General features: G+C 71.1%; 11 protein-coding genes. 4 read left to right on the top strand and 7 right to left on the bottom strand.

The window, feature by feature from the left end; translation table 11 throughout:
• Positions 1–2: 2 nt before the first annotated feature.
• From NR792_RS15765 to NR792_RS15745, 5 genes are all read right to left on the bottom strand, one after another.
• A complete protein-coding gene (locus NR792_RS15765; RefSeq protein WP_375760850.1) occupies positions 3–1,418 on the bottom strand; it encodes a sigma 54-interacting transcriptional regulator in 1,416 nt (471 codons plus the stop codon).
• A gap of 90 nt (positions 1,419–1,508) precedes the next feature.
• The gene (locus NR792_RS15760; protein WP_375760849.1) at positions 1,509–2,306 is read right to left on the bottom strand and encodes a ZIP family metal transporter; all 798 of its coding nucleotides are present in this window, start codon (positions 2,304–2,306) and stop codon (positions 1,509–1,511) included.
• Between the two features lie 103 nt (positions 2,307–2,409).
• Positions 2,410–3,390, bottom strand: a complete 981-nt coding sequence (locus tag NR792_RS15755; protein ID WP_375760848.1) for a HEAT repeat domain-containing protein — start codon at positions 3,388–3,390, stop codon at positions 2,410–2,412.
• Entirely contained in the window at positions 3,390–4,556 is a 1,167-nt protein-coding gene (locus tag NR792_RS15750; protein ID WP_375760847.1) for a HEAT repeat domain-containing protein, read from the bottom strand. The genes NR792_RS15755 and NR792_RS15750 overlap by 1 nt, the downstream gene beginning before the upstream one ends.
• A gap of 117 nt (positions 4,557–4,673) precedes the next feature.
• Positions 4,674–5,219 carry a peptidase M23 gene (locus NR792_RS15745; RefSeq protein ID WP_375760846.1) on the bottom strand — a complete coding sequence of 182 codons (546 nt, stop codon included), beginning with the start codon at positions 5,217–5,219 and terminating at the stop codon, positions 4,674–4,676.
• 278 nt (positions 5,220–5,497) lie between these two features.
• Between NR792_RS15745 and NR792_RS15740 the strand changes: the two genes are divergently transcribed.
• The 4 genes from NR792_RS15740 to NR792_RS15725 all read left to right on the top strand — a co-directional run bounded on the left by NR792_RS15740 (position 5,498) and on the right by NR792_RS15725 (position 9,837).
• On the top strand, positions 5,498–7,012 hold the full coding sequence (locus NR792_RS15740) for a M91 family zinc metallopeptidase (protein ID WP_375760845.1): 1,515 nt from the start codon (positions 5,498–5,500) through the stop codon (positions 7,010–7,012).
• Positions 7,013–7,022: 10 nt separating this feature from the next.
• On the top strand, positions 7,023–7,688 hold the full coding sequence (locus NR792_RS15735; RefSeq protein ID WP_375760844.1) for a hypothetical protein: 666 nt from the start codon (positions 7,023–7,025) through the stop codon (positions 7,686–7,688).
• A gap of 18 nt (positions 7,689–7,706) precedes the next feature.
• A complete protein-coding gene (locus NR792_RS15730; protein WP_375760843.1) occupies positions 7,707–8,528 on the top strand; it encodes a spermidine synthase in 822 nt (273 codons plus the stop codon).
• Between the two features lie 85 nt (positions 8,529–8,613).
• The gene (locus tag NR792_RS15725) at positions 8,614–9,837 is read left to right on the top strand and encodes an NAD(P)H-dependent flavin oxidoreductase (protein WP_375760842.1); all 1,224 of its coding nucleotides are present in this window, start codon (positions 8,614–8,616) and stop codon (positions 9,835–9,837) included.
• On the opposite strand, the gene NR792_RS15720 is transcribed toward NR792_RS15725, so the two are convergent.
• Both NR792_RS15720 and NR792_RS15715 read right to left on the bottom strand, forming a co-directional pair.
• A complete protein-coding gene (locus NR792_RS15720) occupies positions 9,838–11,499 on the bottom strand; it encodes a serine/threonine-protein kinase (RefSeq protein WP_375761630.1) in 1,662 nt (553 codons plus the stop codon). It abuts the gene before it with no gap.
• A 137-nt stretch (positions 11,500–11,636) separates the two neighbouring features.
• Positions 11,637–13,451: a serine/threonine-protein kinase gene (locus NR792_RS15715; RefSeq protein WP_375760841.1), complete on the bottom strand. Its 1,815-nt coding sequence runs from the start codon at positions 13,449–13,451 to the stop codon at positions 11,637–11,639.
• Positions 13,452–13,641: the final 190 nt, after the last annotated feature.

Here is a 13,641-nt window from a genome sequence, read left to right as displayed (position 1 = left end):
GCTCACGGCTTGATGCCGTGCCTGCGCAGGAGCCGGTAGAAGTGCACGCGGTCCATGCCGGCGGTGACGGCGGCCTGGGCCACCTTGCCCTGGTGCTTCTCCAGCAGCGCGCGCAGGTAGCGCCGCTCGAAGTCGTCCACCACGCGCCGGCGCTGCTCCGCGTACGGCCGCGACAGGTCCACCTCCAGCGGGCTGCCCTCCGGGCGCGAGTCCTCCTCCGCCAGCGGCAGCGCGTCCTCGAACACCAGGCAGCGCTCCAGGTGGTTGCGCAGCTCGCGCACGTTGCCGGGCCACGCCGCGTGCCGCAGGCGCGACAGGAACTCCTGCGTGCGCAGCGCGCCCGTGCGCTCCGGGTCCGCGCCCAGCGACTCCAGGATGCCCGACACCAGCAGGGGCAGGTCCTCCGGGCGCTGACGCAAGGACGGCATCGCGATCCTCAGCACCGCAAGCCGGAAGAACAGGTCCGAGCGGAAGCGGCCCGCGTTCACCTCCGCGCGCAGGTCGCGGTGCGTGGCCGCGATGAGCCGCACGTCCACCGGCTGGTACGTGTTGCTGCCCACCCGGCGGATCTCCCGGTTCTCCAGCACGCGCAACAGCTTGGGCTGCAGCTCCGGGGGCAGCTCGCCAATCTCGTCCAGGAAGACGGTGCCGCCGTCGGCCTCCTCGAAGACGCCCGCGCGCCGGCTCACCGCGCCGGTGAAGGAGCCCTTCTCATGGCCGAACAGCTCGCTCTCCAGGATGTGCGGGGGGATGGCGCCGCAGTCCACCACCAGGAACGCCGCGTCCTTGCGCCGGCTGGCCTGGTGGATGGCGAGCGCCGCCTGGCTCTTGCCCGTGCCCGTCTCTCCCTCCAGCAGCACCGTGACGTCGCGCGCGGAGGCCCGCTCCATCATCGCGAAGCAGCCGCGCATGGCCACGGACGTGCCCACCAGCGTGCCGAAGCGCGTCAGCTCCGACAGGGGCAGCCGGTTGCTCTCCGCGCTGAAGTCGAACCTCAGCACCACGCGGCCCAGCCGCAGCAGGCTGCCGCTGCGCAGGATGCCCTCCACCACCTGCACGCCGTCCACGATGACGCCGTTGAGGCTGTCCAGGTCCTTCACCTGCGGGCCCTTGAGCCCGATTCTCACCTCGCAGTGGAAGCGCGACACGGTGGAGTCCTCCACCGCGAAGTCGTTGAGCGGGTGCGAGCCCACCGAGCAGGTGTCCGCCGTGGACTCCCACACCGTGCCCGCGCCCGGGCCCTCCACCACGGACAGGCGGAAGCGCCGCACCGTGGGCAGGTCCCCCGGACGGCGGGCCTGCTCGTACGGCAGCGTCACATGGAGCGCGGCTTCCGCCCCCTCTTCGTCCGGGCGGGCGCCCTTGTCCTTCGACTCCCCGGGGGGCCCGTCGATGCGGGTTCGATCCGACACAGACATGCGGTCGAAACTACCACGTCCGGGCCACCCGGGGCGGGGCAGCCAGGTGTCCGGGAGGACACAGACGCGGTTCACGCGCACGCAGACACGTCAGCTCAGCGTCACGTCCAGGAACATCATCAGCACGAAGCCCACCATCAGCCCGGCCGTGGCCTCCTTCGCGTACTCCTGGCGGTGGCTCTCGGGGATCATCTCGTCGCTGACGACGTACAGCATGGACCCGCCCGCGAACGCGAGCGCCCACGGCAGCACGCCCGCCGCGAACGACGTGGCGAAGAAGCCCACCAGCGCGGCCGCCCCCTCCACCAGCCCCGTGTAGAGCGCCACCAGCACCGCCTGCTTGCGGCTGTACGCGACCCCCATCAGCGCCAGCGCGACGACGAAGCCCTCCGGGATGTCCTGCAACCCGATGCCCACGAGGATGGGCACCGCGATGGTCATGGAGCGGCTGCCCACGCCGGTGCCCACCGCCAGCCCCTCCGGGAAGTTGTGCAGCGCGATGGCCAGCACGAACAGCCAGATGCGCTTCAAGTTCACCGCCTCCGCGTTGCCCTCCTGGCCCTTGATGAAGTGCTCATGCGGGATGAAGCGGTTGCACAGGTGCAGGAAGAGGCCGCCCACCAGCATGCTGCCGCCCACCACCACCGCCGGCAGGAAGCGCGACGTGGAGCGCTCCTCCACCAGGTGGATGGCGGGCACGATGAGCGAGAAGGCCGTGGCCGCGAGCATCACGCCCGCGCTGAAGCCCATCAGCACGTCCTTGGAGCGCCGGGAGATGCTGCGCGCGGCCAGGGCGGGCAGGGCACCCAGGCTGGTGGACAGGACGGTGACGGCGCTGCCAACGAGCGCCAGGGCGAGGGTGGACGAGCCGAAACCGCTGTCGGACATGGCCTCCCAACCTGTCGCACTCGCCAGGGCCCGGCCACCTTTTCAGCAGGGACCGGGCGCGGGGATGCCCGCCATGGAACAGGAGGCGTCCGCGAGCACGCACTCAGGGAGCCAGGCGCTGCTTCTCCCGCAGGATGAGGTGCCACTCCTGGAGGTTGCGCTTCAGCGCGGACAGCCACGCGTCGATCTCCGGATCCAGGCGCGGATCCACGCCGCGCAGGGACTCCAGCAGCGGCCGGGCGCCGGACTGGCCCAGCCGCGCCAGCCCCTCCAGCGCGGACTTGCGCACCGCGAGGTCGCTGTCGCTCTTGTACAGCGACGTGAGCGAGCGGCGCGCGCCCGCGGACTCGGAGCCGGGCACGCCGCCCAGCGCCTTCGCCGCCGCCGCGCGCAGGCCCGCATCCTCTGAGCGCAGCTGCTGGGTGAGCTTGCGCACCGCCTCCGGGCTCGCGGCCTCCATGGAGACCTCGCCGAGCAGGCGCTTCGCCACCGCCGGGTCGTCCGAGGCCGCCGCGACCTTCACCGCTGCTTCCGCCAGCTCCGGGTTGTGGCCGAAGTAGATGCCGGCGCTCTCCGTCACCAGGTTCTCCACCACCGCCTGGCGCACCTCAGGCGCGCTGTCTCGCACCAGCTGCTCGTAGGTGACGACGCCGCCGTTCTTCGCCATGAACTCCACCGACGGCGAGCCCTGGAGCGCGCGCACCGCCGCGGCGCGCAGGCCGGGGTCCACGTCCTGGCTCGCGCGGGAGAGCAGCGGCTGGAGCAGCTCCGGCTTCTGCGCGTTGCTCGCCTTGGTGGCCAGCGCCGCGCCCACGGCCTCCAGCACGGCGGGGTCGCGCTCCTCGCTCACCGCCCGGCCCAGGGCCTCCGGCGGCAGGGCGATGGCGGCCTCCTTCAGGCGCAGCCGCGCGTACTTCCGGTACGCGGGCGACCCTGTCTTCATGGCGACGCGCACCTCGTCCAGCATGCCCTCCACCGTGCAGGCCGTCTTCGTGGGGGCGGCCACGGGCGCGCCCTGCGCCAGCGCCAGGCCGGGCAGGAGCGACAGCCAGAGCAGGCGGGCCTTCATCGTTCGCGAGCCCATCAGTGCGGCGCTCCTTCCTCGACCACGCAATTGTGGTGTTCCTTCTTGCCCGCCCAGATGCGCGCGAAGTCCGTCGTGCCGGTGGCGTACAGCGCCTTGAAGTCCAGGGAGTCCTGCCGCAGGCGCGGGTCCTTGCGCGCGAACTCCTCCACCAGGGGCAGCGCGTCCGCGCCGGCCGCGCGCACCGCGAAGCGCAGGAAGGCCCACCTCACGCACAGGTCGTGCTCACCGTCGAAGGCGGCGCGGTAGGCGGCCAGGGCCTTCTGCGGATCCTCGGTGACGGCCAGCCGGAAGGCGGCCATCTCGCGCACGTCGCGCTCCTTGTCGGTGCGCATCACCTTCGCCAGCGAGTCGATGGAGTCCGAGTCCAGCAGCGGGTCGGAGTACGACGGCATCTCCAGCGCGAGCAGCCGCACGGCCGTGTCGTCCGACGTGGTGCCGATGTCCAGCAGGTCCTTCCAGTACGGCGCATACGTGCCGGTGCGCTCGTAGTCCTCCTTCATCACCCGGCCCAGCGTGCGCGTGGCCACCCACGCCGCGGAGTCCGCCGAGTCGTCCAGCGCGATGGCCTTGATGCGGCCTCGCATCTCCGGCGTGAAGCGGTGCTGCGTCTCCAGCGCGTCCAGGACGGCGGCGCGGTCCTGCGTGAACAGCGACTTGTTCTCCGCCACCGCCAGCAGCTTCTCCGTGACGCGCGGGTGGCGCACGGCGGGCGCCGCCTTGAGGGCCTCCAGGTAGATGGACGGCTCCGGCGGCGCCCCCTTCGCCGCCCACTCCACCAGCTGGAGCGCGCGGTCCGGATCATTCCCCACGAGCTCCGTCAGGCGCTCCTGGAGATAGGCCACCAGCGCGGTGTCGCGCGCCTGGATGGCGGCGGCCACGGCGGCGTGCAGCGACTCCAGCGTCGCGGAGCGGTCCAGCGCGGCCAGCCCGTCCCAGCACCCGGGCATGGGAATCTCCTCGCGCGGTCCGGTGCGCGCGGAGGGCGGAGGACTCGCGGCGGCGGCAGGGGGGGGGACGGCGCCAGGCGCGGAAGGCGCCGCAGCGACGGGCCGCGAGGAAGCGGCGTCATCGGGCCCGGCCGCGCCCCGCAGCCACACGACGCCCAGGGCGACGAGGAGGACGAGGCCGGCGAGCGCGACCTTGAAGTGGGGACGAGAGGTCATGTCGAACGGAGGCTCACGCTTGAGGGGAAGGGGACGGGCGCACGCGCGCCAGACGTCGGGGACGTGAAGCCGGGCAGGGGACGTGCGGCCCCTGCCCGGCGGACACACGCGCGCGGACTACAGCGTGGGAACGCCCAGCCGGTTGTTGCAGTAGGCGTTGGTGCCGCACGTGGTGCCGACGCTGGTGTACCAGGCCGACTTGCGCGTGCCGTACTGCCGGTTGTCCGCGTGCACGTGCGGGCCGGTGGCGCTGCCCGTGCCGCCCACGAGCCCCAGCGCGCAGCGGTCGCACGTCTTCGTGCCGGAGCTGACGTTGGCGTAGAAGTGCAGCTGGCGGAAGTCCCAGCCGTTCGCGCCGGACACCACGTAGTAGTTGCCCGCGCCACCGTTGCAGTTGGAGCCGTAGCAGGCCGCCGCGCAGCCGCCGTAGTAGTAGTAGCGGTAGTTGCCCACCAGCATGCCGCGGTGGTTCCACTCGCCGCAGGTACCGTTACCGATATCCAGCGCCGTGTGGCTGCTCCCCGTGCAGCCGTAATAGGTGGTCGAGTTCACGTAGGCCGCCGTGTCGCAGATGGGGCCGTTCGCCGTGGCCGCCGTTCCCGGACTGGCCCACGCCGCGGCGGCCAGCGCCACCCCGGCGGACAGCAACGTCTTCAGCTTCATGCGGTGCTCCCTCCCGTCATCCGCCCTCCGTAGTCCCGCGAATGGGGGGTGGGCGGTGAAGCTGTAATACATGAAATCCCCGCATTGATCTCGAAATTCGAGAATTGAGAAGTACAACGATTCCGGGGGCTTCCGTGCCGCGCCGTGTCGTTCCGCGGTGGGCGACGCAACTGGCGGCAAACGTTCACGACAATCTGGAATGTCGGCGTTCGTCCGACCCCCGGCGCCCCGTCGCCGGGACCTCTGGCCGGGTGTCTCCGTCACCTGGGAGAAGCGACATGACCACGATTGGAAAGCCCGGCTCGCGCCCCGCGTCCCCTCTGACCTCGCAGCCGGTGAAGACGCCCGCGGCGCCCGCGAAGCCCAACGCGGTGAAGGCCGCCGTCTCGCAGCGGATGTCGGACGGCTTCGACGCGGGCCCCCGCACGGCGGCGCGGCCGCAGGTGCTGAAGGAGGCCCGCACCCCGGAGACGGCGAAGGACAAGGACGGCGGCGGCCTCTTCGGCGGCATCGCCTCGACCCTGGGTTCGGCCATCGACAAGGTCGCCAAGGGCGTGCAGAAGGCGCTCGCGCCGCAGGTGAGCACGAACGCGGACGGCCGCACGGTGGTGGACCTGGGCGTGGGCAACAACACCGCGACGGTGTCCCAGAACAAGGACGGCGGGCTGACCATCAAGTCCGGCACTGACACGGTGACGCTCACCGCGGAGCAGGCCAAGGGCGCCATCATCAACGGCGGCGCGGGCAACGACTCCATCACCGTGGACGCGAGCGTCACGCAGGACCTCACCCTGGACGGCGGTGAGGGCAACGACAAGCTCACCGGCGGCAAGGGCAACGACACGCTCGTCGGCGGCGCGGGCAACGACACCGTCATCGGTGGCGAGGGCAAGGACGCGCTCCAGGGCCAGGACGGCGACGACTACCTCGAGGGCGGCGCGGGCGACGACCGCGTCTTCGGCGGCGAGGGCCGCGACGTGCTCTACGGCCTGGACGGCAACGACTACGTGTCCGGCGGCAACGGCCGGGACTACATCGACGGTGGCGCGGGCAACGACCGGGCCTACGGCGGCGCGGGCGACGACCAGGTCATCGGCGGGCGCGGCGACGACACGCTGAGCGGCGGGCGCGGCAACGACGCGGTGGCGGGCGGCGCGGGCAAGGACAAGGTCGCGGGCGGCACGGGCACCGACAAGCTCTACGTCGAGGAGAACGAGACCACCGCCGACGCGGAGAAGGCCGAGCGCGAAATCGTCGACATGACGGACGCGGACCAGCGCGGCTCGTCGGTGTCCGTGACGGGCAGCGCGGAGTTCCAGGCGCGCGTGCAGTCGGACCTGGACGCGATGCGCTCGCTGCCGTCGGGCCAGGACCTGCTGGGCTCGCTGGACAAGAGCGGCAAGAAGACGGTCATCCGCGAGACGGCCAGCGGCAACAGCGCGGGCGGCACGAACTTCAACGACGGCTTCATGAACGCGGACGGCACGCCGGGCAAGGGCACGGACTCGCAGGTGAACTACAACACCACGCGCATCTCGCTGGGCGGCGAGGAGTGGATGAACCGCCCGCCTGTCGTCGGCCTGTTCCACGAGCTGGTGCACGCCTCGGACATGAACAACGGCACGCTGGCACTGGGCTCCAAGGACGGCACGCGCAACCTGGAGACCTCCGCGGTGGGCCTGCCCATCGACCTGGACCAGGACCCCTCCACGCCGGACGTGGTGCAGGGCGGCCGTCCCGGAGAGAACGTCCTGCGCGACGACCTGAACCTGCCCACCCGCCCGCACTACTAGGATGCGCGGGATGAGGACCTTCCGCCGCGCTGGTGCCATCATGGCGCTGGCGCTCATCATCGGGTGCGCGCGGGCGCCGGAGCGGCCCGTGGCGGCTCCGGCGACCCCGGCGGACCCAGGAGGACAACGCGTGGCCCAGGCGGACGTGGAGCTGAAGGTGGAGTCGGTGGCGCGCGAGGCGGACACGCTCGCCGTCACCTACGCGGTGCACAACCGGACACAGAAGGCCGTGCTGCTCCTGGACGGCCTGTGGGACGTGGGCTTCAGCGGCCACCTCACGCTGGCGCCCGAGCGGGCCTACGTGGACCTGTCCGGCGGCAAGGTGGTGCTGTCGCGCATGCTCCTGCCGGTGCCGGAGGACCTGGCGGTGGAAGCCCCGGAGGTGCCCGCCGTCACCCGCGTGGAGCCGGGCGCCACGGCGAACCGCCGCGCCGTGGTGCCGCTGCCCCTGCGCACCGCGCTGCCGTACCCCACGGGCCCGGAGGAGACGCGCGAGCTGTCCGCCGTGCGCGAGGTGTCCCTGCGCGTGGGCTACCTGCCGGACGCGGACGCGGTGACGCTCACCCAGGGGAAGGACGCCCAGGGCACGCCCATCCAGACGCCCCGGTACGGGCCGGCGGTGACGGCGCAGCGGGTGCTGGACAGCGGCCCCCTGCCGGTGACGGGCGCGAAGTAGGGAGCCCGCGCCCTGGCCGTGGAGGACAAACGCGATGACGGCTCCGGGCCCGTCATCGTCACCGAGGACGCGGAGGGACGCCGCTCGCTGCGCTTCGGCGACGGGGGTGCGCGCCAGAGCGTGGTGTGGCCTGGCGAGCCCCTGCGGCTGGAGCTGCCGTACACGCGCATGGCGATGGTGGCGCTGGCGTTCGTGCCCCGCCCGGAGAACATCCTCGCCATCGGGCTGGGCGGCGGCGCCATCCCCATGTTCCTGCGCGCGGTGCTGCCGGACACGCACATCGACGTGGTGGAGGTGGACGCGGCGGTGGTGGACGCGGCGAAGGACTCCTGCGGCTTCCAGGAGGACGCGCTCCTGCGCACGCACGTGGCGGACGGGCGGGCCTTCATCGAGGCGGATGGGCCGCCCTACGACGTCATCATCCTGGACGCGTACGGGGCGGACCAGATTCCCGGGCACCTGTGCACGCGCGAGTTCCTGGGCGCGGTGCGCGCGCGGTTGACGCGGGGCGGCGCGGTGGTGGGCAACGTCTGGGAGTCCGCGGCGAACCCGCACTTCGACGCGATGGTGCGCACCTACCAGGTGAGCTTCCACGGCCTGTCCCTCTTCGAGGTCCCCACCAGCACCAACCGCATCCTGGTGGGGCTGGAAGGCCCGTCACGGCTGACGCGCGAGGCGCTGGTGGAGCGGGCGCGCCGGGTGGAGCGGGAGCGGGGCTTGCCGTTCCGGTTGAGCACCCTGGTGGCGCAGCGCTACCGCCCCCTGACGCGGCGGCTGGCCCGGGGGCGGGTGCTGACGGACGCGGGGCTGGGGCCCGGCGGCCTCATCCCGGAGGAGTGAGGCCGCTCTGCTGGCCAGTGAGCACGGCCCCGCCCGGCCGCGGCTGAATCGGGGGGCGTCGCTGCTAATCTTGAAGGCTCGGTACGTGAGCATCCATTCGGGAGACGCGATGAACGGCGCGAACGACGGACGACCCGGCCAGCCCTTGGGTTCCCCCGAGGACGAGGCGCCGCTGGCGGACGGCGAGGCCGAAGCCGCGGGCCTGGAGGCCCGTCCGAAGCCGAAGCCCATCTACGTCCTGGAGGGCAACACGCTGAAGACGCGGCTGACGCGCGACGTGGGCATCCACTATCCGTTCGTCGGAGCGGGCATGGCGTTCGTCTCCCTGCCCCCGCTGGTGGTGGCGGTGTCGGAAGCGGGCGGCCTGGGAATGTTGGGCACTGCGCCGGAGCCGCCGGGCGTGCTGGAGGCGCGGCTGAAGGCCATCCAGGCGGGCACGCAGCGCCCCTATGGCGTGGACTTCATCGTGGACAAGCTGGAGCCGCACGGCTTCACGACGCGCGACCACGTGGACACCTGCATCGCGGCGAAGGTGCCGGTGGTGGTGTTCCACTGGACGATGCCGCCGCGCGAGTGGATCCGCGCGCTGCAGGCCGCCGGGACGCGGGTCTGGGTGCAGGCGGGCACGGAGGACCTGGCGAGGCAGGCGCTGGACGCCGGGGTGGAAGGGCTCATCGCGCAGGGGAGACAGGCGGGCGGGCGCAACCTGGGCAGCACGCCGACGCTGACGTTGGTGAGGGCCTTCCGGAAGCTGACGGACGCGGTGCCGGTGCTCGCGGCGGGAGGCATCGCGGACGGGTTCAGCGCGGCGCGAGCGCTGCACCACGGCGCGGACGGCGTCTGGGTGGGCACGCGGCTGGTGGCGTCGGTGGAGGCGTACGCGCACCCGCTCTACAAGCAGCGGCTGGTGGACGGGGACGCGGGCGACACGGCGATGACCACTCTGTTCGGGCCGGAGTGGCCGGGCAAGCGCATGCGGGTGATCCGCAACCGCGTGGTGCGCGAGTGGGCGGGCCGCGAATCGAGCGTGCCGAAGACAACGGAGTCGGAGGCCATCGGGACGACGCGGCTGTTCCCGGGCGTGCTGGACGTGCGGTACGTGATGCCGAAGTTCAGCTCCTTCCTGCCGACGCCGGACACGCAGGGCGACCTGGAGGAGATGAGCCTCCCGGCGGGAGGCGCGAGCATGTCGCGCATCGACACCGTGCAGCCCGCGGGGCAGATCGTCGTGGAGATGATGGAGCGCGCCCGGCGGCTCTTGGAGTCCCCGGAAGGGCTGGACGAAGCGGACGAGGACGACCGGGGTTAGCTACGGCGCGGCAGGCACGCCAGGAGCAGGCACGGTCGCCATGCGCTGGGCCAGTCGCCGTTCCCAACTGTCCAGCACCTCCTTGAGTAAGGCCCGCTCGGGTTCGGTCTTGGCCAAGCGGAGGGAGTGCTCGATCCCGCTCAACTCGTCGCGGAAGTCCTTGGGCAATCTCACGCCCCCGCCTGGACTCTCGTACCGGGCAACGATGGCCTCCACTCTCTGCTCCAATGACTGCTTCACCGGGGCTGGTACGGGGGCGGGGGCCGGTGCCGGCGTTACGGTTTGCGAGACCTCTGGCGCGGCTGGCCCGGACTTCGGACCAGTCCGGCGGGATGTGGGTTTGTTGCTTCTTTCCTCCCGAAGAATGCCTTCCGAGGGCGTCGCGGGCATGGTGGGCGCCGCAATGGTGGGAGGAGTTGTAGTGGTCTCCAGGGTGGGGCTGGTTGGAGCAACGGCAGGGATGGTCCCGACCTGCGCCGGAACTGGCTCCCGCGTGATGGCGGAGATGGGCGCTCCCTCCGTGGGTGTCGCAGGGGGCGGTGCGAAGTCTTGTCGCCGGGCCATCCACCAGGCCGCCCCGCTGATAGCCGTCGCGACCACCACCGCGCCAACGATGGCCGTGTGGCGTCGAGGCGCGGGTATCGTCTGGGTCGCGGCCGTGGGGAGGGACTCTGGCTCGGAGTAGGTGAGGGTTTCTTCCTGCCCAGAAAGCACGCGGGGCCTTCGCTGTTCACGCGTGGGGCCGGGCTGGGGTGTCTGGGGAACGCGGCGCAATTGCTGACGCACGGCCTCCGCGGAGGTTGGCCTCATCGCGGGATCCTTCGCCAGCAAGTGGAGCACGAGCGTATCGAACTCGGGCGGGATGCCTGGTGCCTTGGATGACGGGCGCGGGGGCTGTTGCTCGACGTGCGCGAACATCACCTGGAGTTGCTCCCCTTGGAACACGCGCGTCCCGGTGAGCATCTGGAACGCCATGAGCCCGACGGCGTAGAGGTCCGTCGCCGGCCCCACGGCCTGTCCCCGGACCTGCTCGGGCGCCATGTACTCCGGCGTGCCGATGACGGAACCATCCGCCGTGAGCGGGTTGTCACTCGATTCCAGAAGCTTCGCGATGCCGAAATCGACCAGCTTGAGTGAAGGTGCCGTGTCCGGTGTCTCCACCAGGAACACGTTGGCGGGCTTCAGGTCCCGGTGGACGACGCCCGCCTTGTGCGCCGCGCCCAGGGCCGCAAGCATTTGATCCAGGACCCACACCACGCGATCGATGTCGAGCTGACCTTGCTGGCGCAGGATGGTCGAGAGTGACTGGCCCTTCAACAACTCCATGATGACGTAAGGGCGTCCATCGGGCAGGCTGCCAAAGCCAAAGATGTCGATGATGCCCGGGTGCTGGATGGCGTTGACTGCACGGGCCTCGACCAGCAACCGCTGCTCCTGCTCAGGAGAGACGAGTTCCGCTCGCAGGACCTTGATGGCGACCTGCTTGCCAATGAGGGGATGGGAAGCCCGGTAGACGACCCCCATGCCTCCTGACCCGATGCGTTCCTGCAGGATGTACTCACCCAACTGCGTGCCCAGCAGAGGATCCGGAGATGCATTGGACCGGGACTCCGGACGGGCGGATGGCCCGGCGTCGCTTCGAGAGGAAGAAGGGGTTTTCATAATGGCACTGGCGCGCGAACCATAGCCATGCGCTCCCAAGGCTTTCAAACATCCGCGTGCATTGGCCCCTACGTGCGTTGACCAGACAAGGTGACCCATTGGGGCCGCGTCTGACTTCCCTCTTGGGGGAGAAATGATCAGCGGGGGAAGCGGGCCTGCAGCTGCTCCTGCCACGTGTCCAGCGCCTTGTTCACGTCCATGCGCTCGGTGCCGGTCTCCGCCTTCGCGGCGTCTGAGTAGAGCGCCACCAATTTCCGCGCGAGGTCCGGCGCGACGTCCTGGCCCTGGGTGCGCTTGCGCAGCTCCGCGACCAGCTTGTCCAGCCGCTGCGCCAATCGCTGTTCGGAGGGATTGGTCCGGGGCAGGGTGGGCAGCTTGGGAAGCACGAGTGGCGGAATCCGTGGCATCTCCGGGACGACGGCCACCGGAGGCGCGTCGTGCTGCGCGATGCGCTGGGTCAGCTCTTTCTCGATGCCATCGAGCGCCTGATGGATGCGCGCCCGTTCGGAGTCCTTCGTCGCGTCCACGGCGGCGCGGTACTGGTGGAGCAGCTTGCCGCGCAGCTCTCCCTCCGCGTCCACGTCCTTCGCCCGCGCGCGCAGCTGCTTGAACAATCCGAACAGCCGCCGCGCCAGCTTCTTCTCGGATGCTGTCTCCACTGGCAGCGGAGGCAGCCCGGAGGCCTTGCCCTCCGTCTCCGAAGTCGTGTCCGCTTCCTCATGCGTCTCCTGCACGGGGTGGCTCGTCACGACCGGAGTCGGAGCCACCACCTCCGGAGCCGGTGCCACCACCACGGGTGCGCTGGGCACAGGGGGACGCTGCTCCACGGGTGCAGGCTGTTCCCCGGGCCGCATCGCCCACCAGAGCCCCGTCCCCACCATCACGACTCCCGCGACCACCGCCGCCGCGAGCGGTGCCACCTTCCGCCGGTCCGCGAGCCCCGGCGGACGGGGCGCCGTGGGAGACGTGGGCTCCTCCCGCTTCATCACCACCGGTACGCCAAGCCCCAGCGTGCCCGGAGACCGCCCCAGCGACAGCGCCTTCAACCGCTGACGCACCACCTCCGCGGACGCAGGCCGCTTCGCCGGATCCTTCTCCATCAACTGGAGCACCAGCGCGTCGAGCTCCGGCGGAACGCCCTCCACCTTCGACGAGGGACTCGGCGGCGCCTGTTCGACGTGCGCGAACATCACCTGCACGTTCTCACCCTGGAACGGCCTCGCGCCGGTGAGCATCTGGAACGCCATGACCCCCAGCGCGTACAGGTCCGTGGCCGGGCCCACCGTGCCGCCGCGGATCTGCTCCGGTGCCATGAAGTCCGGCGTCCCCAGCACGGAGCCGTCCGCCAGCGTCAGACCCTCGCGCGACTGCAACACCTTCGCGATGCCGAAGTCGACCAGCTTGAGCGTGGGCGGCGCGTCCAGCCGCTCCACCATGAACACGTTCGCCGGCTTCAGGTCCCGGTGCACCACGCCCGCGCGGTGCGCCGCCCCCAGAGGGGAGAGGATCTGCTCCAACATCCAGACCGTCGTCCCCACGTCCAGTCGTCCCCGCGCGCGCAGCAACGCCGCGAGCGACTGGCCCTGGAGCAGCTCCATCACCACGTACGGCCGCCCGTCCGGCAGCGTCCCGAAGTTGAAGATGTCCAGGATGCCCGGGTGCTGGATGGCGTTGACCGACCGCGCCTCCACCACCAGCCGCTGCTCCTGCTCCGGCGACATCAGCTCCGCGCGCAACACCTTGATGGCGGCCTGTTTGCCGATGATGGGGTGCTCCGCCCGGTAGACGACCCCCATCCCGCCCGCGCCGATGCGCTCCTGGATGACGAACTCGCCCAGCTTCGCCCCGAGCAGCGGATCCACCTTCGGCGCGGTCGGTGCCAACGCCAGGGGCACCTCCCGCTCCGTCAGCGCCCGGTGTGCCCCCGTCTCCGGAATTCTTCTTGTCTTCATGGGAAAGCTCGATTTGCGGTGACAGTACCGTGGGCGTTGGGATGCCGTCGCGTGCCCCGGAGGCTTGTCTGCTGTTCGCTCGTTCGCTTGGCGACGCAGCGCTCCGCGCACTTCCAGTGAGCCGGTCCTTTTCCTCCCCGTCGCGTTCCCGCCTCCGGAACCCGGGCGGACCGGAGGGCTGGCTGATCTT

The organism is Corallococcus exercitus (assembly GCF_042231735.1).
Lineage (GTDB): Bacteria > Myxococcota > Myxococcia > Myxococcales > Myxococcaceae > Corallococcus > Corallococcus exercitus_B.
This window is presented reverse-complemented; position numbering and strand designations above follow the sequence as displayed.